Source organism: Falsiroseomonas frigidaquae (assembly GCF_012163145.1).
GTDB classification, from domain to species: domain Bacteria; phylum Pseudomonadota; class Alphaproteobacteria; order Acetobacterales; family Acetobacteraceae; genus Falsiroseomonas; species Falsiroseomonas frigidaquae.
Genome location: NZ_JAAVTX010000004.1, coordinates 141,772 through 162,650, shown reverse-complemented (window position 1 = coordinate 162,650; position 20,879 = coordinate 141,772). Strand labels below are relative to the sequence as shown.

Below are 20,879 nucleotides of genomic sequence, written 5' to 3'. Positions count from 1 at the left end.
CCGGTTCTTGCGCTTAAAGGGCCCGCTTACTTGCGGGCCCGGTTCTTGCGTAAGATCGGGCCATGATCGCCACGGCCATCGGTTTCCTTCTCAACGGGCGGCAGGTCAGCCTGCCGCCCGGCACCTCTCCCACCACATCGCTGCTGGACTGGCTGCGCGGGCCGGGTGCCTTGCCCGGCACCAAGGAAGGCTGCGCGGAGGGTGATTGCGGCGCCTGTACCGTGGTCTTGGAAGCTGGCGATGGCGCGCGGACGCCCATCAACGCCTGCCTGACCCTGCTCGGCCAGGTGCATGGCCAGGCGATCCGCACGGTGGAGGGGCTGCGCGGCGCAGATGGCAGCCCGCACCCGATCCAGCGCGCCATGGCCGAGAGCGACGGCACGCAATGCGGCTTCTGCACGCCCGGCATCGTCATGACCGCCTGGGCGCATGCGCGGGAGGGTGGGGAGGTGCATGAGGCGCTGGCGGGCAATCTATGCCGCTGCACCGGCTACCGGCCGATCCTCGATGTCTTCGCGACGCTGGCCGACGATGCCGCCGCCACGCCCGTGCTGCCGGCACCGCAGGCGGCCTGCTTCGAGGCACCGGGCCAGGTCTTCCACCGCCCGGTCACGCTGGCGGCGCTGCTGGCGCTGCGGGCCGCGCATCCGCAGGCCTGGCTGCTGGCCGGCGGCACCGATCTCGGCCTGCGCGTCTCGGATCACCGGGAGCGGCCGGCGGAGGTCATCTGCCTGCTCGGCGTGCCGGAATTGCACGCGCTGCGGGCGATGCCGGATGGAATCGAGGCCGGCGCCGCCGTGCCCTATGCCCGGCTGCTGGCGCTGTTCCGGCAGGAGCCGGGCTTCGCGCCCTTCGCCACGCTGCTGGCCCGGCTGGGGTCGCGGCAGATCCGGGGGCTCGGCACGCTGGGCGGCAATCTCGGCACGGCGTCGCCGATCGGCGATGCGCTGCCGCCCTTGCTGGCGCTGGGCGCCTCGGTGACCCTGGCATCATCGCGCGGCACGCGGGTGCTGGCGGTGGCGGATTTCCTCAGGGGCTACCGGGTGAACGACCTTGCGCCGGATGAGGTGGTGGTCTCCGTCAGCCTGCCGCGGCCGGACCCGGCGGACATCTTCGTCTGCGAGAAGATCAGCAAGCGGCACGACCAGGATATCGCCACGGTGGGCGCCGCCTTTCGGCTGCGGCTGGCGAGCGATCGGGTGGCGGAAGCCTGGCTTGCCTTCGGTGGCGTCGGCCCGATGGCGGCGCGGGCGAAGCGGGCGGAGGCGGCGCTGGCCGGCCGGCGACTGGATGCGGATGCGCTGGAGGCCGCGGCGTCGGCGCTGGCCTCGGATATCGCGCCGCTGTCCGATTGGCGCGGCACGGCGGCGTATCGGTTGATGGTGGCGCAGGGGCTGCTGCGGCGGCTGCATCTGCGCGCCTCGCGACCCGACCTGCCCGCCGATGTCGCGGGGTATGACCCATGAAGGGCGCCGGCGCCGCGCTGCGGCATGACAGCGCCTTGAAGCACACAACCGGTGAGGCCCGCTTCGCCGATGATCTGGCGGAGGCCGCCGGCACCTTGCACGCCGCGCTTGTGCTGTCGGATGTCGCGCATGGCACGCTGCTTTCGCTGGACACGGAAGCCGCGCGGGCGATGCCCGGCGTGGTCGCGGTGCTCGGCCCGCGCGACATTCCGGGCGCCAACGACATCGCCGCGATCGGCCAGGCGGAGCCGCTATTCGCCGATCCGCTGGTGGAATTCGCCGGCCAGCCGCTGGCGCTGGTGGTCGCCACCACGCGCGACGCCGCGCTGCTTGGCGCCGCCGCGGTCCGCGCCGGGATCACGCCGCTGGAGCCGGTGCTGAGCATCGAGCGGGCGCTGGAACTGGACCAGCATGTGGTCGCGCCGCAGACCATGGCGCGCGGCGATGCGGCCCGCGCCATCGCCGCCGCGCCGCGCCGGATGGAGGCGGAGTTCCGTGCCGGCGGGCAGGAGCATTTCTACCTCGAGGGCCAGGTAGCCATCGCCTCGCCGGGCGAGGATGGCGAGATCGCCGTGGTGGCCTCCACCCAGCACCCGTCGGAGGTGCAGCATGTGGTGGCGCGCGTGCTTGGCGGTGCCTGCAACGGCGTGACCGTCACCTGCCGGCGAATGGGCGGCGGCTTCGGCGGCAAGGAGAGCAATGCGAGCTGGGTGGCCGCCGCCGCGGCGCTGGCCGCCCGCCATACCGGGCGGCCGGTGAAGCTGCGGCTGGCGCGGCGGGCGGACATGATCGCCACCGGCAAGCGCCACCCCTTCCTGTATCGCTGGACCGCGGGCTTTGATGACCAGGGCCGCGTGCTGGGGCTGCAGGCGCTGCTGGCGGCGGATGGCGGCTGGTCGCTGGACATGTCCGGCGGCGTGGTGTTCCGCGCCATCACCCATGCGCTGAATTGCTGCGACGTGGCGGATGTCTCCGTCACCGGCTGCGCGGTGAAGACCAACACCGTCTCCCACACCGCCTTCCGCGGCTTCGGCGGGCCGCAGGGCGCGCTGCTGATGGAGGATGTGGTCCACCGCATCGCCGCCGCCTGCCGCCTGCCGCCGGAGGAGGTGCGCGCCCGCAACTTCCTCGGCGCGGCGGGCAAGGGGGAGGAGACCCCTTACGGCCAGAAGGTCGAAGGCGATCTGATCGCACGCGTCTGGGCCGAGGCGAAGCGGGACAGCGACTGGGACAGGCGGCGCGGCGAGATCGCGGCCTTCAACGCTACGCATCCGACGCTGCGGCGCGGGTTGGGGTCGATGGTGCTGGCCTTCGGCATCTCCTTCGGCGTGATGCACCTGAACCAGGCGGGCGCGCTGGTGCATGTCTATTCGGATGGCTCGATCCGGCTGGCCCATGGCGGCACGGAGATGGGGCAGGGGCTGTTCGTGAAGGTGGCGCAGGTGGTCTGCGATGTCTTCGGCGTCGATCTCGACCGCATCGCCATCACCGCGACCAGCACGGCGGAGGTGCCGAACACCGCACCCACCGCCGCCAGCACCGGCAGCGACCTGAATGGCTGGGCGGCGCACAATGCCGCGCAGACCATCAAGGGTCGCATGGCGGAGGTGGCGGCGCGGCGCTTCGGAATTGCGGTGGAGGCGGTGGTCTTCGCCGACAACCGCGTCTGGGCCGAGCAGGCCGGTGGCAACCGCTTCCTGGAATTCGCCGAGTTGGCAAAGCTGTGCTTCCTGGAGCGGGTGTCGCTGTCCTCCACCGGCTTCTACCGGACGCCGGACATCCACTGGGACCGCGCGACGATGCGGGGCGAACCGTTCTTCTACTTCTCCTACGGCGCCGCCGTGTCCGAGGTCATCGTCGATACGCTGACCGGCGAGCATCGCTGCCTGCGCACCGACATCGTGCAGGATTGCGGCCGCAGCCTGAATCCGGCGGTGGATCGCGGCCAGATCGAGGGCGCCTTCGTGCAGGGCATGGGCTGGCTGACCTGCGAGGAGCTGTGGTGGGACGGGCAGGGAAGGCTGCGTACGGTGGGGCCCTCCACCTACAAGATCCCCGGTTCCCGCGACGTGCCGCCCATCTTCAATGTGCGCCTGCTGGAAGGCGCGCCGGCACGGAGCGAGACGATCTTCCGCTCGAAGGCGGTGGGGGAGCCGCCGGTGCTGCTGGCGATCAGCGTGGCGAATGCGCTGAAGGACGCCATCGGCGTGCCGGCGCTGGACCTGCCGGCGACGCCGGAGCGGGTATTGATGGCGCTGCGCGGAGATGGAGAAAAAATCGCTCGGGATTGAGGTGATCCGCAGCCGGATTCTCCCCTATCATGGGGCAAAGCCGGGGGAGACCATCATGGCCAGCGCCACCATCCGTGCCTTCTTCGACGAGCCGACCAACACCGTCTCCTACCTGGTCTGGGACCCCGCCACGATGCGCGGCGCCGTGGTGGACCCGGTGCTGGATTGGGACAACCGCAGCGGGGAGGCCGATACGCGCTCCGCCCAGGCACTGCTGGATGCGGCGCGGGCGGAGGGGGTGACGCTGGACTGGGTGCTGGAAACCCATGTCCATGCGGACCACCTGACCGCCGCCCCCTGGATCAAGCAGCACAGCGGCGCGCGCATCGGCATCGGCGCCGGGGTGAAGAAGGTGCAGACCATCTTCCGGCCGGTCTTCGGGCTGGAGGACATGACGCCCGAGGGCGGCGACTTCGACCATCTGTTCGAGGATGGCGAACGTTTTCGGATCGGCGAGCTGGAGGTGGAGGTGCTGCATGTGCCGGGGCACACGCCGGCCTGTGCGGCCTACAAGATTGGCGACGACATTTTCGTCGGCGACACGCTGTTCATGCATGACTACGGCACGGCGCGCGCGGATTTCCCGGGCGGCGATGCGCGCACCCTGTACCGCTCCATCCGCCGCCTGCTGGACCTGCCGCCCGAGACGCGCCTTTGGATGTGCCACGACTACAAGGCGCCGGGGCGGGACCGCTTCGCCTGGCAATCCACCGTGGCGGAGCAGCGCGCCCACAACCCGCATGTGAAGGACGGCCAGACGGAGGAGGATTTCGTCACCTTCCGCACCGCCCGCGATGCGAAGCTGGCCGCGCCGACGCTGCTGCTGCCCTCCATCCAGGTGAATATCCGCGCCGGCCGCTTCCCGGCGGCGGAGGCGAATGGCGTGCGCTACCTGAAGATCCCGGTGAAGCCGAAATCCGCCGAGGCCGCCGCCGGCTTGTCCTGACCGCGGCCGCCCCGCATCCTGCGCGGGAAACGGGGAGGGTTCGGGATGCAACTCGGCATGGTCGGCCTGGGCCGCATGGGCGGCAATCTGGTGCGGCGCCTGATGCGGGCCGGCATTGGCTGCGTGGTCTGGGACCGCGACCCGGCGGTGGTGGCCGCGCTGGCGGCGGAGGGTGCCGAGGCGGCGACGGACCTGCCCGACCTGGTGCGCCGCCTGGCCGCGCCGCGCGCCGTCTGGGTGATGCTGCCGGCCGGGGCGGCGACGGAAGACGCGGTGGCGCAGCTCGGCGGTCTACTGTCGCCCGGCGATGTCGCCATCGATGGCGGCAACGGCATGTGGAAGGACGCGATCCGCCGCGCGGGGCTGCTGCGGGAGGCCGGTATCGACATGCTGGACATCGGCACCTCCGGCGGCGTCTGGGGCCTGGCGCGCGGCTATTGCCTGATGATCGGCGGGCCCGCCGCGCCGGTGGAACGTCTGGACCCGGTCTTCAAGGCGCTCGCGCCCGGGGAGGAAGCGGCCGCCCCCACGCCCGGCCGCAGCGCCGCGGCCGATCCGCGCCCGCCGCAGGGCTATGTCCATTGCGGCGCCAATGGCGCCGGGCACTTCACCAAGATGGTCCACAACGCCGTCGAATACGGGATGATGCAGGCGATGGCGGAGGGGCTGGAACTGCTCCGCCAGCAGGGCAGCGAGGCGGTGGCGCCGGAGCTGCGCCTCGACCTCGACGTGCCCGACATCACCGAGGCCTGGCGCCGGGGTTCCGTCGTCGCCTCCTGGCTGCTCGACCTCACGGCGCAGGCGCTGGCGGCGGATGGGGAGCTTTCGGGCTATTCCGGCCGGGTCGGCGACAGCGGCGAGGGGCGCTGGGCGGTGCAGGCGGCGATCGAGGCCGCGGTGCCGGCGCCGGTGCTCTCCGCCGCGCTGTACTCGCGCTTCCGCTCGCGGCAGGAGGCACCCTTCGCGGACCGCTCGCTCTCGGCCATGCGGAACGCCTTCGGCGGGCATCTGGAGCCGAAATGAGCCATCTGGTCCTGGTGATGGGCGTCTCGGGCGCGGGAAAATCCACCGTCGGGCCGCTGATCGCGCATCGGCTCGGGCTGCGCTTCGACGATGCGGATGCCTTCCATCCACCGGCCAATGTCGCGAAGATGAGCCGCGGCGCGCCGCTGGACGATACCGACCGCGCCCCCTGGCTGGACGCCATCGGCGCGCATCTGGCGGCGCATGAGGGGGTGGGCTGCGTGGTCACCTGTTCGGCCCTGAAGCGCGCCTATCGCGACCGGCTGCGGGTGGCCGCACCGGGGCTGCGGCTGGTCTTCCTACAGGGCGACCTGGCGCTGGTGGCGGCGCGGCAGGCGGCGCGGCAGGGCCACTTCATGCCGGCGAGCCTGGTGGCGAGCCAGTTCGCCACGCTGGAACCCCCGGCGCCGGAGGAAGGCGCCATCCTGCTGGATGTGGCCGCCACGCCGGATGCCCTGGCCGAGGCGGCGATCTCCGCCCTCCGCCAATGAACACCGGGTCCGGCCGCCGCATCCTGATCCTGGATGGGCACCCGGACCCCGACCCTGCGCGACTGATTCACGCCCTGGCCGACGCCTATGCCGAGGGCGCACGCCAGGCCGGCCATGCGGTGACGCGGCTGGATGTGGCGCGGTTGGCCTTCGCACCCCTGCGCTCCGCCGCGGAATGGGAGGCGGAGGCGCCACCGGATGTCGCCGCCGCCCAGGCTGCCCTCGCCGCGGCGGAACATATCGTCATCCTGACGCCGCTCTGGCTCGGGGATATTCCCGCCGCTCTCAAGGCGTTCTTCGAGCAGGTGCTGCGGCCGGGCTTCGCCTTCCCGCGCGGGGCGCGCGGCCTGGATGCGGGGCTGCTGCGCGGCCGGTCGGTGCGGCTCGTGGTGACCATGGGGATGCCGGCGATGCTGTACCGGGTGTTCTTCCGCGCCCATAGCCTGCGCAGCCTGGAGCGCAACACGCTGCGCTTCGTCGGGCTGAAGCCGGTGCGCTGGACGCTGCTGGGCAATGTCGCGGGCGGCAGCCCGGCGCGGCGTCAGGCCTGGCTGGACAGGCTGCGGAAGCTCGGCGCCGCCGCCGCCTGATCAAGCGGGGGCGAAATCCCCTCGCTTCAGCCCGCCCACGCGGCGCAGCAGCGCGACCCAGGCGGCGAACCCTTCCGGGATCGCGCTCTCCCGCCAATTCTCGTCCGGCGCGTGGAAATCCTCATCCGCCGTGGCGAAGGAGAACATGACGGTGTGCAGCCCCAGCACGCGCTGGACGATATCCGTCAGCGGCAGGGTGGCGCCCATCCGCACGCGCAGCGGTTTGGTGCCGGTGGTGGATTCCAGCGCGGCCTCCGCCGCCAGCAGCAGCGGGTGCGCCGGCGGCACGGCGGTGGCCTGGCTGCCATCGCGATGCGTGCTGATCTCCAGCGCCACGCCGGGCGGGCAATGGGCGCGCAGATGCGCGGCGACGGCGGCCACCACCCGCGCCGGGTCCTGCCCCGGCACCAGGCGCATCGACAGTTTCGCCTGCGCCTGGTTAGGGATCACGGTCTTGCCGCCGGGGCCGGTATAGCCGCCCCACATCCCGTTCACCTCCAGCGTCGGGCGCAGCCAGAGGCGTTCGAGGAATTGCGCCGTGCTCAGCCCGCTCGGCGGCGCGCCGATGCTGGCATCATGCGCCGGCACGTCGAAGGGAATGGCCGCCAGGGCCGCACGCTCCGCCGCGCTGGGCGGGGTCGCGCCATCGGCAAAGCCCGGCACGGCGATCTCGCCCTGTCCATCGCGCAGCGAGGCGATGAGCTGCGCCAGGGCCTGCGCCGCATTCGCCACCACGCCGCCATAGCGGCCGGAATGCAGATCCTTCCCCGCGCTGCGCACCGAAAGCTCCAGCGCCGCCACGCCGCGGGTGGCGACGGTGATGGTCGGCAGGTCCGCCCGCCAGCGCGCGCCATCGGCGGACAGCACCGCATCCGCGGCAAACAGCGCGCGGTTCTGCTCCAGGATGCGGCCAAGCGTCGCGGAGCCGACTTCCTCCTCGCCCTCCAGCAGCAGGGTGACGTTGCAGGGCAGCTTTCCCTCCACTGCCAGGAAGGCGCCCAGCGTCTCGATCGCGAGCAGGGAAGGCCCCTTGTCGTCGGAGACGCCGCGGCCGTGCAGGCGGCCGTTGCGCGGCGTCAGCGAGAAGGGCGGAGAGGACCAGGCGGCCACCGGGTCCGGCGGCTGCACGTCGTAATGGCCATAGACCAGCAGCGTCGGCGCGCTGGGCCCGGCGCCATGCCAGCGCGCGGTGATGGCGGCATGGCCGCCGGCCGCCACTTCCCGCACATCCTGGAAGCCGAGCGCGGCCAGCCGCGCGCACCACCAGTCCCGCGCCTCCGCCATGCCTCGCGCATAGGCCGGGTCGGTCGAGACGGAGGGGCAGGCGACCAGGGCCGCAAGGCGCGCGACGAAGGCCGTGCGGTCGGCCAGAAGGTGGTCGAGGACGGGGTCTTTCATGCCAGCAGGGCCGCGAAGGTCTCGGCGGACTGCGTGCGCCGGCCGGTCTCGATATCCGCGATCAGCGCGCAGAGCCGTTCCATCACCGACACGGGGATGCCCTTCTCCGCGGCCAGGCCTGGCACCAGGCCGATCTGTGCATCCGCTTCCGTCTTGCGCTTGCGGACCGCCAGGTCGCGCCAGATGCCGGAATGGGTCTTGGCGCCGACCGCGTTGAAATCGCGCAGCCAATCCACCACGGCCTTGCCTTCCGCATCCGGCACGCCGGGTGCGAAGGCCATGGGGCGGAATTCGCCGAAGCCGCGCGGCGTCACGCCATGCGCGAGGGCGGTGGCGACCACTTCACGGCCCAGGGCGAGCCAGGCGGGCAGGCGGGCGGGGTCGCCGAAATTGGCGCTCATGCTGTCATCGTTCAGGGCGGTGGCGAACAGCATGGCGCCATAGGCCATCTTGCCCCAGAGATAGGACCAGATGTCGTCGGTCAGGATCGCATCCGGCTCGAATTCCCGGCACAGCGCGAACATCGCCTCCGTCCGCGGCCGCGTCACGCCGTCCAGCTCGCCGATCACCAATGCGCTGCGATTGCCGAACAGGATCTCGCCCGGGCCGTGCCAGTCGGCGCCGAAATTGACGAAGCAGCCCATCACGCGATCGGCGCCGAAGGCGCGCGACAAGGCGATCTCGTTCAGGCCGTTCTGGGCGGAGAAGACGAAGCCATCGGGCGCCAGATGCGGCGCCAGCATGGGGATGGCGGCCTCCGTCGCCTGCGCCTTCACGGCAAGGACGATGCGGGAATAGGTGCCGGTGAGTTCCGCCGGGGTCACCGCCGGAATCACCTGCGTGAATTCGGCGACCGGGCCGCTGATGTGCAGGCCGCGCGTGCGGCAGGCCTCGACATGTTCCGCCACGGTGTCCACCAGCAGCACGTCGTGCCCGGCGCGCGCCCAATGCGCGCCGAGCGTGCCGCCGATGGCGCCGGCGCCCCAGATGATTATCGGGTCTGCCATGGTCCCTCCAACGCCTCACGGGTCTCGGCCACGCCGATCTCCCAGATGGCCTGCATTGTCGCGTCGTCGATCTGCCACGGGCCGCCGAAGGCGCCGTCGCCCAGTATGTCGCGCGTCTGCGCGGGGCCGCTGGCCTTCATGCGCGCGAGGTCCGGCACGGGCTTGCGGCCTTCCGGCGCGGGGGCGTGGGGCAGGCGGGTCCAGGGGTAATTCTCGAACCAGTTGCCATGGCTGGCGGAGGCATCCGCCGCCATCGCCGCGGCCCAGACCCGTGGCGTGTTGTACCAGTTGTGGAATTTCAGGCTGAGGCCGGGGGTTTCCGCCATCATCTCCTGCAGCAGCGCGGCCACGGGTGCATTGCCGCCATGGCCGTTCACCACCAGCACGCGCCGGAAGCCCACGCGCGTGACGCTCTCCACCAGGTCGCGCATCACCGCCAGCAGCGTGGTGACGCGCAGCGAAAGGCTGCCCGGGAATTCGGCGAAATAGGGCGCGAGGCCGAAGGGCATCACCGGGAAGACCGGTACGCCGAGCGGCGCGGCCGCTTCGCGCGCCACGCGTTCCGCCAGGATGGCATCGGTGGCGAGGGAAAGCTGCGCATGCTGTTCCGTGCTGCCCAGCGGCAGCACGCAACGGTCATCGAGGCGCAGCCGCGCCTCGATATCCTTCCAATTGTGCTCGGGGACGAACATCAGCGCGTCGGCACGATGTCCATCGCCAGCGTGTCCTCATCCGTGCGCGCCCGCACCAGGTTCACCCGGTCCCGCCGCATCGCCCAGGCGCTGCCGACGGAGGCCAGCGGCATGCCGACGCGTTCCCGCGTGAACAGCGCGCCGATTTCCTGCAGCAGCGCCTCCCGCTTCTTCTCGTCCAGCTCGACGCCGGCGGCCTGGATCAGGCGGTCCATCTCCGGGTTGGAATAGCCATGCCAGTTGAAGGCGCCGAGGCGCAGCGCCGGGTTGTTGGTGTGGGCATTGGCCGAATAGTAGTAGTTCGCCTCGCCCGTGAGCGTGCCCCAGCCGGCCATGATGTTCGACAGCTCGCCGCGCGCACGCGCGGGAAAGATGACGGCGGCTGGCTGGCCGGCGGCCTGCACCTCGATGCCGATGCGGGCGAACATCTGGGCGAGCGCTGTGCCCACGCCATTGTCGCCCGGCAGGCGGTTGTTGGTGAAATTCAGCACCATCCTGAACCCGTTGGGATAGCCGGCCTCGGCCAGCAGCGTGCGGGCGCGTGCCAGGTTCGGCGTCGGGATCGGGATGTTCGGGTTGAAGCCGAAGATGCCCGGCGTCACCATCTGCCCCTGCGGCGCGCCGAGGCCTTCCATGGCGATTTCGGCCAGGGCGCGACGATCCACCGCGAGGTCCATCGCCTCCCGCACCCTGATGTCGCGATAGGGGTTGGCAGGCAGGGCGGAGCCGTCCTTGGCCGTCACCTGCGGCGTGGTCTCGCGGTAGTCCAGCTGCAGGTTGAAGACATAGACGGTGTCCGCCTTCACCACCCGCAGCGCCCGGTCGCGCTCCAGCGTCGAGACATCGGCCGCCGGCACGCGCACGATCATGTCCACCTGGCCGGTGCGAAGCTGCGCCACGCGGGCCGCGTCGTTCGGGATCTCGCGGCGGATGTGCCGCGCCCAGGGCTGACGGCCGCCCCAGTAGCTGTCGTTGCGCTCCACCACGAACTGCTCCCGCGGGGTCCAGGAGACGAAGCGGTAGGGGCCGGTGCCGATGGCGGCGCGGCCGGTGTTGAAGGCCTCGTTGCTGGTCTCCGGCGTCAGGCCGGCGGTGGCGCGGGCGCTGGTGATGAAGACGCGGATGAAATCGTTCGGCAGCGTCGGCGCGGGGCCGGAGGTGATGACATGCAGCGTATGCGGGTCGACGATCCGCAGGTCCTGCACGTTGCGGACATAGATGCGCGTCGGGTTCGGGCCAGACAGCACCTGCATGCGGCGGATGGAGGCGACCACATCCTCCGCCGTCATCGGGCTGCCGTCATGGAAGGTGACGCCCTGGCGCAGCTTGAATTCCCAGGTGGTGGCATCGACCGGGCGCCAGCTTTCGGCAATGCCCGGCAGCAATTGCAGATTGTCGCCGCTGGTCACCAGCGTGTCGAAGACGTGCTTTAGCGCCTCGGCATGCGTGCCGGTGGCGGTGAAATGCGGGTCCACGCCCTCCGGCCCGGCGCGGACGCCGAGGTTCAGGGTCTGCGCGCCTGCGACACCCGTCATCAGCAGGCTGGTGGTGGCCGCCAGGGCAAGGCGGCGGAAGGTCTGGGTCATTTTTCGATCCCCCGGGGAAGCGTCCTGTCGCGCCGATGGTAGGAACGGCTTGCGTCCGCTGTCCATGCCCCGATACTGCATCGCAATGCTCGGCTTCATCATCCAGCGACTCCTCCAATCCGCCGGCGTCATGCTTGCCATGTCGGCGCTGGTGTTCGTTGGCGTATACGCCATCGGCAATCCGATCGACGTGCTGATCTCCCCGGATGCGACGCAGGACATCCGGGAGGATACGATCCGCCGCTACGGTTTGGACCTGCCGCTGTGGCAACAGTATTTCGCCTTCCTCGGGCGGCTGCTCTCGGGCGATTTCGGGCGGTCCTTCGTTTTCGACATCCCGGTGCTGGAACTGGTGCTGGCCCGGCTGCCGGCGACGCTGGAACTCGCCTTGGCCTCCGTGCTGATCGGCGCCTTCATCGGCATTCCGCTCGGCATCTATGCGGGCTACCGGCCGGATGCGGTGTCGTCGCGCGCCATCATGGCGGTGTCGGTGCTGGGGTTCTCGGTGCCGACCTTCTGGGTCGGGCTGCTGCTGATCCTGACCTTCGCCGTCAATCTCGGCTGGCTGCCGGCAGGCGACCGCGGGCCGCTGGTGGAGGTCTTCGGCATCGGCTGGTCCTTCCTGTCGCTGGAGGGGCTGAGCTACCTGGTGCTGCCGGCGCTGAACCTGTCGCTGTTCAAGCTGGCCATGATGATCCGCCTGGCGCGCGCCGGCACGCGGGAGATCATGCTGACGGATACGGTAAAGTTCGCCCGCGCGGCGGGCCTGTCCGAGTTCACCATCCTGCGGCGGCATGTGCTGCGGCTGATCTCGATTCCGCTGGTGACGGTGTTCGGGCTGGAATTCGCCTCGACGCTCGCTTTCGCCGTGGTGACGGAGACGATCTTCTCCTGGCCCGGCGTCGGCAAGCTGATCATCGATTCCATCACCTCGCTCGATCGGCCGGTGATGGTCGCCTATCTGGTGCTGGTCGCCTTCTTCTTCGTGGTGATCAACCTGGTTGTGGACCTGTCCTACGCGCTGCTCGATCCGCGGCTGCGACGGGGCGGACGCGCAGCATGACCGCATCCGATCGGCGCAGGGCGCAGCCGGCGCGAACCGGAGAGCTGAATCGGATGCGCCCGTGAAAAGCTTCTGGCGCGAATACCGTGAGAATTGGGTGGCGGTGGTGGCACTTGCCGTCGTCGTGCTGGTCGTGCTGGCGGCGCTGACGGCGCCGATCTTCGCACCCCAGAATCCCTACGACCTCGCGATCCTGGACCTGATGGATGCGCGCCGGCCGCCGGGCTTCGTCGGTTCCGGCGAGTATGTGCATTGGCTCGGTACGGATGCGCAGGGGCGGGACCTGCTCTCGGCCATTCTCTACGGGCTGCGCATCTCGCTGCAGATGGGGCTTGTGGCGGGCGCGGTGGCGATGACGCTGGGCGCCACGCTGGGCATCCTCTCGGCGCATCTCGGCGGCTGGGTGGAGGCGCTGGTGATGCGGGTGGTGGACCTGCAACTCTCCTTCCCCGCGATCCTGCTGGCGCTGGTGCTGGTGGCGGTGCTGGGGCAGGGGAAGTCGCAGCTCATCATCGCGCTGGTGGCCGCGCAATACGCGTATTTCGCCCGCACCGCCTATGGCGCCGCCACGGCGGAACGGCAGAAGGACTATGTGGAGGCCGCCTCCGCCACGCCGCTGCCGAGCTGGCGGGTGGTGCTGCGCCACATCCTGCCGAACTGCCTGCCGCCGCTGATCGTCGTGGGCACGGTGCAGGTGGCGAATGCCATCGCGCTGGAGGCCACGCTGTCCTTCCTCGGCCTCGGCCTGCCGCCGACCGAGCCTTCGCTGGGCATGCTGATCGCCAATGGCTTCCCCTACATGATGAACGGGCGCGCCTGGATCTCGGTGTATCCCGGCATCGCGCTGATCCTGCTGATCGTCGCCATCAACATCGTCGGCGACCAGATCCGCGACCAGTTCAACCCGCGCCTCCGCCGATGAGCGCGCTTCTCGAAGTGCGCGATCTGCGCACGCATTTCTTCACCCGTGCCGGCGTGGTCCGCGCGGTGGAGGGCGTGTCCTTCAGCCTGGCGCGGGGCGAGATCCTCGGCCTTGTCGGCGAAAGCGGCTCGGGCAAGTCCGTCACCGGCTTCTCGCTGATCGGCCTGGTCGATCCGCCCGGTCGCATCGTCTCCGGCTCCATCCGCTTCGATGGGCAGGAACTGGTGGGCCTGGCGCAGGGCGACATGCGGAAGCTGCGCGGCAAGCGCATCGCCATGGTCTTCCAGGACCCTGCTGCGACGCTGAACCCGGTGCTGACCATCGGCCAGCAGATGGCGCTGGCCGTCCGCGCGCATGGCGGCGCCGGCGAGGCGGCGGCGCGGGATCTTGCGGCGCGCACGCTGACCCGCGTCGGCATCCCGGATGCGGCGGCGCGGCTGGATGCCTATCCACATGAATTCTCCGGCGGCATGCGCCAGCGCGTGGCGATCGCGACCGCCCTGCTGCATGGCCCGGACCTGATCATCGCGGATGAGCCGACGACGGCGTTGGACGTTTCCATCCAGGCGCAGATCCTGGCGGAGATGCAGAAACTGGCGAGGGAGACCGGCACTGCGCTGGTCTGGATCAGCCACGACCTCGCCACCGTCTCCTCCCTCGCGGACCGGCTGCTGGTCATGTATGCCGGCCGCATCGTGGAATCGGGACGGGTGGGGGAGGTGCTGCGCGACCCGCGCCACCACTATACGCGCGGCCTGCTGGACAGCCTGCCGGCCACGGCCCTGCCGGGCGAGAAGCTGAACCAGATTCCCGGCACCACGCCGAGCCTGCTTTCCCTGCCGCCCGGCTGCCCCTTCGCGCCGCGCTGCCCGCGCGCCGATGCGGTCTGTGCGACGGACCCGCCGGATGTCGCCATGGGCGACCGGCTGTTCCGCTGCCATCACCCGCTGGGGCTGGCGGCATGAGCGCGTCCGATCGGCAGAGCGGCGAAGGCCGCGCCGCCGTGAATCGGCCGCTTCCGGATCAGGTCCTCGTCGCCGAGGGCGTGACCAAACGCTTCGACCCGCGCCTGTCGCTCGGCGACCGCATCGCCGGCGCGCTGGGCGCGCAGGTGGAAAAGCGCGCGGTGCAGGCGGTGTCGGATGTCTCGCTCTCTGTCACGGCCGGCGAGACGCTGGGCCTGGTGGGCGAAAGCGGCTGCGGCAAATCCACGCTGGGCCGCATGCTGGCCGGCATCCTGGCGCCGACGGAAGGCCGCGTGCTGGTCTCCGGCCAGCCGCCGATGAGCGGCCGGCGCAAATCCACCACGCGCATCCAGACCGTGTTCCAGGACCCCTTCGCGTCCCTGAACCCGCGCATGCGCATCGGCGAGACCATCGCGGAAGGCCCCGTCACCCATGGCCTGACCACGCGGGCGGAGGCGCCGCGGATGGTGGCGGAATGGCTGGCGCGGGTCGGCCTGGACCCCGCCTTCGCCACGCGCTTCCCGCACCAATTCTCCGGCGGGCAGCGCCAGCGCGTGGCCATCGCCCGCGCCTTGGCGATGCAGCCCGAAATGCTGGTCTGCGACGAGCCGGTGGCCTCGCTGGATGTGTCGATCCAGGCGCAGATCCTGAACCTGTTCCTCGATCTGCGGCGCGACCTGGGGCTGACCTGCGTCTTCATCTCGCATGATCTGTCGGTGGTGCGGCATGTCAGCGATCGCGTCGCCATCATGTATCTCGGCCGCATCGTCGAGAGCGGGTTCTCCCGCGTGATCTACGCGGCGCCACGCCACCCCTACACCCAGGGGCTGCTGGACAGCGTGCCGAAGCTGCGGCTGGACGGCGATGCGGCGGCGAGCTTCAAGCCGATTGCCGGCGAATTGCCCTCGCCGCTGTCGCCACCGCCCGGCTGCGCCTTCCATCCGCGCTGCCCGAAGGCCACCGACATCTGCCGTGCCGAACGCCCGCTGCTGACGCCGCGCGAGGATGGCGCGCTGGTCGCCTGCCATCACGCATGAACGCGTGAAGCAGAGCGAAACGCAGTAACGGTCGGCCGCGATTAACCTGCGCCGGACGAGGCAGCCAGGAACAATAGCCGATGAGCGGAAGCACGCAGCCCGCAGCCGGGGATTTCACGCCGCCGGCGACCTCCAACGGCATCACCGACCTGATCAACAACTCCTCCAACACCGGGCGGGAGGTGGCGCAGACCATCGCCTCCGAGACGCTGAGCCACCTGATTGAGCGCGGTGCCGCCGATGCCGGGCGGCTCGGCCTGCGCGGCGCGGCGGGTGGGCTGGCCGGTTCGCTGGTGCAGCCGGCGGTCTGGGTGATTTCGGGCAATGCGCCGCAGCCCGGGGATGTGGCGCTGTGGGGGCTGGGCACCGTGGTCTCGCTCGCCGGCGGCGCCATCGGCTCCGGCGCCACCATGGTGACGGGCGTGGTGAAGGCGCTGGTCGAGGACCATGAGGACGGCATCATCGCCCAGGCTGTGGCGAATGAGCCGGCGCGCTACCGGCCCTTCATCAAATCCGTCCGCAACTACGGCGCCTCCGGGCGGGGTATCGTGGCGATGACCATCGCCAATCATGGCGGCGTCACCTGGCGGGTCGGGCCGTCGACCTGGGTGTACATCACCGATGCCACCGGCAAGCTGGTCTGCGACTACCGCCCCGCCTACGCCATGGAGATCTACGCGCCGACGCTGCCGCTGCGCATCGTCGGCCGGCAATATGGCGAGATCACCTATCGCTGGTCGGCGCGCAACGGCAACATCCACGGCTGATCCGTCAGAAATTCACCCGGTCGCCGCCCTTCAGCGACAGGATTTCCCGCGCTTCCTCCGGCGTGGCCACCGACAGGCCCAGCCCCTCGATGATCTGCCGTGCGCTGCGGACCTGTTCGGCATTGCTGCGCGCCAGGCGACCGGGGCCGCCCCACAGGCTGTCCTCCAGCCCGACGCGGATATTGCCGCCCATCGCCGCCGCCATCGCCGCGATCGGCAGCTGGTTGCGGCCGGCGCCGAGCACGGACCAACGGTAGCTATCGCCGAACAGCCGGTCCGCCGTGCGCTTCATGTGCATGACGTCTTCGGGATGCGCGCCGATGCCGCCCTGCAGGCCGAACACCGTCTGGATGAACAGCGGCGCCTTCACCAGGCCCTGGTCGAGGAAATACTTCAGGTTGTACAAATGCGAGGTGTCGTAGCACTCGAACTCGAAGCGCGTGTTGTTCTCCGAGCAGGTCTTCAGGATGTACTCGATGTCGCCGAAGGTGTTGCGGAACAGGATGTCCTTGTTGGCGAGGTAGGGCTGTTCCCAGTCATGCTGGAAATCCTTGAACCGGTTCAGCATGCCGAACAGGCCGAAGTTCATCGAGCCCATGTTCAGCGAAGCCACCTCCGGTGCGAAGCTCGCCGCCGGCTTCACCCGCTGCTCGATGGTCATGGTCGGCGCGCCGCCGGTGGTGATGTTGATCACGCAGTCGCTGCGCTGCTTGATGACACGCAGGAAGGGCGCGAAGGCCTCCGGCGACTGATCCGGGCGGCCATCCTGCGGGTTGCGCGCATGCAGGTGGACGATGGCGGCGCCCGCCTCCGCCGCGCCGATCGCGGCATCGGCGATCTGCTCCGCCGTGATCGGCAGGTGTGGCGACATGCTCGGCGTATGGATCGCGCCGGTCACCGCGCAGGTGATGATGACTTTGCGGCTCATGCGCCGTTCTCCCCCTTTGATTGCTGCTTCTTATGCGCCGCCAGCGCGGCCAGCCTGGCGTCACGCCGGGCGCTGCGCCGGGCGATTTCCTCGCGCGGCGGCGAGGCGCCCCATTGCTCCATGATCCGCCCGATACCCTCCGCCCCGAAGACGGCCGGGCTGGGCGGTGCGGCGGCGATGCGCCCGTAGAACGGGCCGTAGCGCGCGCAATAGTCCGGGATGCCGCCCGGGGCGTTCAGCTCGATGGTCGCGAAAGGACCGAGGAAGGACCAGCGCAGGCCGAGGCCCTCGCTCACCGTGGTGTCGAGGTCCTGCGGCGAGACATAGCCCTCCTGCACCAGGCGAAAGGCCTCGGCCAGCAGGGCGCCCTGCAGGCGGTTGAGGATGAAGCCCTCGATCTCCCGCTTCACCGTGATCGGTGCCTGGCCGATGCCGGTGAAGATCTTTCGCGCACGGTCGATGGTTTCCGGCGCCGTCCAGGGCGCGCCGGACAGTTCCACCACCGGCACCAGATGCGGCGGGTTGACCGGATGCGCCACCAGGCAGCGCGCCCGCCCGGCCAGCCCCTCGGTGAAGACGGAGGCCGGGATGGCGCTGGTGGAGGAGGCGAGGATGCAATCCGGCGCCGCCAGGAAATCCAGTTCCGCGAAGATGGCGCGCTTGATCGCGGCATCCTCCGGCCCGTTCTCCTGCACGAATTCGGCGCCGGCCAGCGCTTCGGTCAGGCTGTGCGCGATGCCGATGCGGCCGGCGGCGGCATCGGGGTCATCGCACAGCCCATGGCGGGCCAGTTCCCGAAGCCCCGCGAGGCAGAGGCCAGGGGCGGCCTCCAGCGCGGCGGGGGAGGGGTCGTGCAGCGCGGCGCGCCAGCCGGCCCGGGCGAAGATCATGGCCCAGGCGCGGCCGATCAGCCCCGCCCCCACGATCGCAACCTTGCGCGTTTCCGCCATGTGTCGTTCCCCCACGAGGGGCACGATAGAAGTCACAGGGCGGCGCGCAATCCCGTTTCGGCTGGCTGGTCTCGCCGCGGCCCGTGCCTACCGGTCCCGGTCCAGCGCCTGCCACAGGCCGATGATGATCTGGCGGGCATTGGCCTCGTCCGTCGGCAGACGCAACAGGCGGCCATCACGGGCGACCAGGTGGATTTCCGCGCCTTCGGCGGAGGTCAGCAGGGATGCGGCCACGAAATCGGGCGCGCGGGCGGGCCGGGATTGGCCGGTGGGGTGCAGCAGCATTGGGGTTGGCCCTCTTGCCTCGGCGCCGCAATTTTTGCGGCCTTGGAATCCGGCGCGGGGCACCGGACGCAGGGCCATGATCCCACCCGCCGATTGCCCAGTGGTGAATCCACCGGGCAATCCAACGGGCCATCAACCAGTGCTACGCCGCGTCCAGCAGCAGCGCCCGCAGGCGGGCCAGCATGGCCTGGGCCGGCTCGCCCAGCTCCTCCTCCGGTCCGGCCACATCCTCCACCGTCGCCAGGGCGCGGCGGCGGTCGGTGGGGGTGGCGAGCAGCTTCGCCAGGGTGTCGAAGGCTTCCTGCGGCGCCATCTCTACCACCACCGTCTGCTCCCGGATCAGCGCCTGGCGGGCGGAGGCGGTCATCTGCGCGAAGGGCTCCTCCGTCGTCAGCAGCGCGTTGGAGCGTGCCAGCCGGCTGCGCCGCACGCCGCCGCGTGCCTTGGCCAGCAGGATCATCATCCGCACCACGGCTTCCGCGTAGCCACCCTCCGCCACCCGGTCGAGCGCGGCGCGCACATCCGGCGTCTCCCCGGCCAGCTCAGGCGCCGCATCCAGCGTCGGCACTTCCGATGCCACATTGAGCGCCGAAAGCGTGCCGTAGACCGCATGGAAGGCGGTTTCCTGCAGCGAATCGCGCCAGTCGCGCCAGGCATCGATGCTGCGCTCGACGCTGTCGGCCCAGGCGCGCTCCATGGCGACGAAGGGGTTGTCGGGCGCCACCGGCTGGCGGTTGGCGCGCACCATCTCCGCCATCGCGCCGAGCGGCTTCATCATCGGGTTGGCGTCGCTAACCATGTAGCGCCGCGCCCGCATCGGGTTCATCTGGCGGCGCAGCTCGGCGCTTTCCTCGGTGGCGAATTGCCGCACGATGGGGCTGGCGAACAGGTCGTAGATCATCTGGTTCAGCGCGGAGATGCGCGCCACCGCCGGGAAGGCCTCGTTCTCCGCATCGCCGGAGACGGCGCGGATATCGGCGACGGTCTTCTCCACCAACTCCACCTGGTAGCCGGTGTTCAGCCCGCTGCCGGCGGTGCCGGTGATGCGGAGTTCGTACAGGCCCGGCGCCACGCTCTCGATCAGGTCGAGGGTGTTGGCGATTTCCGTGTGTTCCTTGTTGGCCACCTTGCCGGAGACGAAGATGCCGAGATGGCCGATCTCGTCATGCACCAGGTAGATGATGGTCTGGCCGAGGGTCTTGATCTCCTGCTCGTCGCGATAGACGTCGGCGATCCAGCGCAGCGCCTGGCCAGGCGGGGTGATGTTGTCGCCGGCCGAGGCGAAGACCACGATCGGCGACTTCACCGAGCGCATGTTGAAGGATGCGCCCTTGCCGGCGGAGATCTCGCCGCGGGCGAATTTGTCGCCGATGAACAGGTTCTCGACAATCCAGCGGATCTCGTCCCGCGTCATCAGGAAGTAGCCGCCCCACCAGCGCTCGAACTCCAGGAAGCGCTCGGCCTCGGTGTCCACCTTCTCGTACAGATTGTAGTACTTGCGGAACTTGGTGTTGCCCGGGGACAGGCTCTCGAAATTGGCCACCAGGTTGGCGCCGTCGAAGGTGCCGTTGCCAAGGTCGGCCAGCAGCGCCGCCGGCCAGGACCCACCGGCGAGGCCGCCGGTATAGCGCATCGGGTTGCGGCCCTTCTCGCCGGCCCAGTAGGACAGCGGGGCACCGTTGAGGACCAGCGGGCCGGTCAGCTCCGGCTCGGAGGCGCCGAGCATCATCACCGCCCAGCCGCCCTGGCAATTGCCGATGACGACGGGGCGCTGCGCCTCCGGGTGCAGTTCGTGGATCTTGCGCAGGAAAATCGCCTCGGCCTCGGTGATGTCGAGGATCGTCTGGCCGGGCTCGGGGTCGCGGAAGAAGATGACGAAATAGACCGGATGGCCGCGGCGCAGGGCGACGCCCACCTGGCTGTCCGATTTGAAGCCGCCGATGCCGGCGCCATGGCCGGCGCGCGGGTCGATGATGACGAAGGGGCGCATCGCAGGGTCGGTGGGCTTGAAGCCCTCCGGCGGCTTGATGCGCACCAGGGCGTAGTTGCAGCGGCGCGGCAGGTGCCGGCCATCCACCACCATGTCCCAGTCGAAGACCAGCACCGGCGGGCAGCCGGCCTTCTCGTGCTCGGTGAAGGCATTGCCGGCCTGGCGCATGGTGTCCCAGAACAGGACGGAACGCTGCGACGCATCCACCGCATAGGCCATGGCATCCGCCATCAGCGCGAAGGGCGAGCGACCGAAGAATGCCGAGCCGGTGGGGCCGGCGCCGTCCATCACGCGCGGCGGGCCGAGGGCTGGGGCCATGGCGGCCATCTGCTTGCGGGCGACCTCGCCCATGGCATTGGCCTGTTCCACGAAGCGGGACAGGGTTTCGGCGCCCCTGGCCATCAGCTCGCGCCCGGGGGGAGGGGTCTGCGCGTTCATCCGATGCATCCTTGGATCGCCATCCTGGGGAGCCACGACGGCGG

Annotated in this window: 19 protein-coding genes; 11 read left to right on the top strand and 8 right to left on the bottom strand. The window is 70.3% G+C overall.

Features of this window, described 5'->3' with window-relative positions:
* The first annotated feature begins 62 nt into the window (after positions 1-62).
* The 6 genes from HB662_RS13360 to HB662_RS13335 are packed head-to-tail and all read left to right on the top strand — an operon-like array spanning position 63 to position 6,807.
* On the top strand, positions 63-1,466 hold the full coding sequence (locus HB662_RS13360) for an FAD binding domain-containing protein (protein WP_209443283.1): 1,404 nt from the start codon (positions 63-65) through the stop codon (positions 1,464-1,466).
* Positions 1,463-3,757 carry a xanthine dehydrogenase molybdopterin binding subunit gene (gene xdhB, locus HB662_RS13355; RefSeq protein ID WP_168050315.1) on the top strand — a complete coding sequence of 765 codons (2,295 nt, stop codon included), beginning with the start codon at positions 1,463-1,465 and terminating at the stop codon, positions 3,755-3,757. The genes HB662_RS13360 and xdhB overlap by 4 nt, the downstream gene beginning before the upstream one ends.
* 55 nt (positions 3,758-3,812) lie before the next feature.
* Entirely contained in the window at positions 3,813-4,703 is an 891-nt protein-coding gene (locus HB662_RS13350; RefSeq protein ID WP_168050314.1) for an MBL fold metallo-hydrolase, read from the top strand.
* Positions 4,704-4,748: 45 nt separating this feature from the next.
* A complete protein-coding gene (gnd, locus tag HB662_RS13345; protein WP_168050313.1) occupies positions 4,749-5,726 on the top strand; it encodes a phosphogluconate dehydrogenase (NAD(+)-dependent, decarboxylating) in 978 nt (325 codons plus the stop codon).
* Positions 5,723-6,217, top strand: coding sequence for a gluconokinase (locus tag HB662_RS13340; RefSeq protein ID WP_168050312.1), 495 nt, complete (start codon positions 5,723-5,725; stop codon positions 6,215-6,217). Before gnd ends, HB662_RS13340 begins: the two co-directional genes overlap by 4 nt.
* Complete coding sequence (locus HB662_RS13335; protein WP_168050311.1) at positions 6,214-6,807, top strand: NAD(P)H-dependent oxidoreductase; 594 nt, start codon at positions 6,214-6,216, stop codon at positions 6,805-6,807. The genes HB662_RS13340 and HB662_RS13335 overlap by 4 nt, the downstream gene beginning before the upstream one ends.
* Here the strand turns inward: HB662_RS13335 and HB662_RS13330 are convergent, their stop codons facing one another.
* Genes HB662_RS13330 through HB662_RS13315 form a run of 4 tightly spaced genes read right to left on the bottom strand, consistent with a single transcriptional unit; the run spans position 6,808 to position 11,490 of the window.
* Positions 6,808-8,205: a M20/M25/M40 family metallo-hydrolase gene (locus HB662_RS13330; RefSeq protein ID WP_168050310.1), complete on the bottom strand. Its 1,398-nt coding sequence runs from the start codon at positions 8,203-8,205 to the stop codon at positions 6,808-6,810.
* Complete coding sequence (locus tag HB662_RS13325) at positions 8,202-9,212, bottom strand: ketopantoate reductase family protein (RefSeq protein WP_168050309.1); 1,011 nt, start codon at positions 9,210-9,212, stop codon at positions 8,202-8,204. The genes HB662_RS13330 and HB662_RS13325 overlap by 4 nt, the downstream gene beginning before the upstream one ends.
* Positions 9,197-9,904, bottom strand: coding sequence for a creatininase family protein (locus HB662_RS13320; protein ID WP_168050308.1), 708 nt, complete (start codon positions 9,902-9,904; stop codon positions 9,197-9,199). The genes HB662_RS13325 and HB662_RS13320 overlap by 16 nt, the downstream gene beginning before the upstream one ends.
* Complete coding sequence (locus tag HB662_RS13315; protein WP_168050307.1) at positions 9,904-11,490, bottom strand: ABC transporter substrate-binding protein; 1,587 nt, start codon at positions 11,488-11,490, stop codon at positions 9,904-9,906. Before HB662_RS13315 ends, HB662_RS13320 begins: the two co-directional genes overlap by 1 nt.
* Before the next feature lie 85 nt (positions 11,491-11,575).
* Here HB662_RS13315 and HB662_RS13310 point away from each other — a divergent pair, with 85 nt between their 5' ends.
* The 5 genes from HB662_RS13310 to HB662_RS13290 all read left to right on the top strand — a co-directional run bounded on the left by HB662_RS13310 (position 11,576) and on the right by HB662_RS13290 (position 16,244).
* Complete coding sequence (locus tag HB662_RS13310; protein WP_168050306.1) at positions 11,576-12,553, top strand: ABC transporter permease; 978 nt, start codon at positions 11,576-11,578, stop codon at positions 12,551-12,553.
* Positions 12,554-12,614: 61 nt separating this feature from the next.
* Entirely contained in the window at positions 12,615-13,475 is an 861-nt protein-coding gene (locus HB662_RS13305; protein WP_168050305.1) for an ABC transporter permease subunit, read from the top strand.
* Positions 13,472-14,440 carry an ABC transporter ATP-binding protein gene (locus HB662_RS13300; protein WP_168050304.1) on the top strand — a complete coding sequence of 323 codons (969 nt, stop codon included), beginning with the start codon at positions 13,472-13,474 and terminating at the stop codon, positions 14,438-14,440. The genes HB662_RS13305 and HB662_RS13300 overlap by 4 nt, the downstream gene beginning before the upstream one ends.
* A complete protein-coding gene (locus HB662_RS13295) occupies positions 14,437-15,477 on the top strand; it encodes an ABC transporter ATP-binding protein (RefSeq protein ID WP_168050303.1) in 1,041 nt (346 codons plus the stop codon). The genes HB662_RS13300 and HB662_RS13295 overlap by 4 nt, the downstream gene beginning before the upstream one ends.
* 80 nt (positions 15,478-15,557) lie before the next feature.
* Positions 15,558-16,244 carry a hypothetical protein gene (locus tag HB662_RS13290; protein WP_168050302.1) on the top strand — a complete coding sequence of 229 codons (687 nt, stop codon included), beginning with the start codon at positions 15,558-15,560 and terminating at the stop codon, positions 16,242-16,244.
* Positions 16,245-16,248: 4 nt separating this feature from the next.
* Here HB662_RS13290 and HB662_RS13285 read toward each other — a convergent pair whose 3' ends face one another.
* The 4 genes from HB662_RS13285 to HB662_RS13270 all read right to left on the bottom strand — a co-directional run bounded on the left by HB662_RS13285 (position 16,249) and on the right by HB662_RS13270 (position 20,835).
* On the bottom strand, positions 16,249-17,172 hold the full coding sequence (locus tag HB662_RS13285) for a BKACE family enzyme (RefSeq protein ID WP_168050301.1): 924 nt from the start codon (positions 17,170-17,172) through the stop codon (positions 16,249-16,251).
* Complete coding sequence (locus tag HB662_RS13280; RefSeq protein WP_168050300.1) at positions 17,169-18,122, bottom strand: 3-hydroxyacyl-CoA dehydrogenase; 954 nt, start codon at positions 18,120-18,122, stop codon at positions 17,169-17,171. The genes HB662_RS13285 and HB662_RS13280 overlap by 4 nt, the downstream gene beginning before the upstream one ends.
* An 87-nt stretch (positions 18,123-18,209) precedes the next feature.
* Positions 18,210-18,407: a hypothetical protein gene (locus tag HB662_RS13275; RefSeq protein WP_168050299.1), complete on the bottom strand. Its 198-nt coding sequence runs from the start codon at positions 18,405-18,407 to the stop codon at positions 18,210-18,212.
* Positions 18,408-18,549: 142 nt separating this feature from the next.
* On the bottom strand, positions 18,550-20,835 hold the full coding sequence (locus HB662_RS13270; RefSeq protein WP_168050298.1) for a DUF3141 domain-containing protein: 2,286 nt from the start codon (positions 20,833-20,835) through the stop codon (positions 18,550-18,552).
* Between the last annotated feature and the right edge of the window lie 44 nt (positions 20,836-20,879).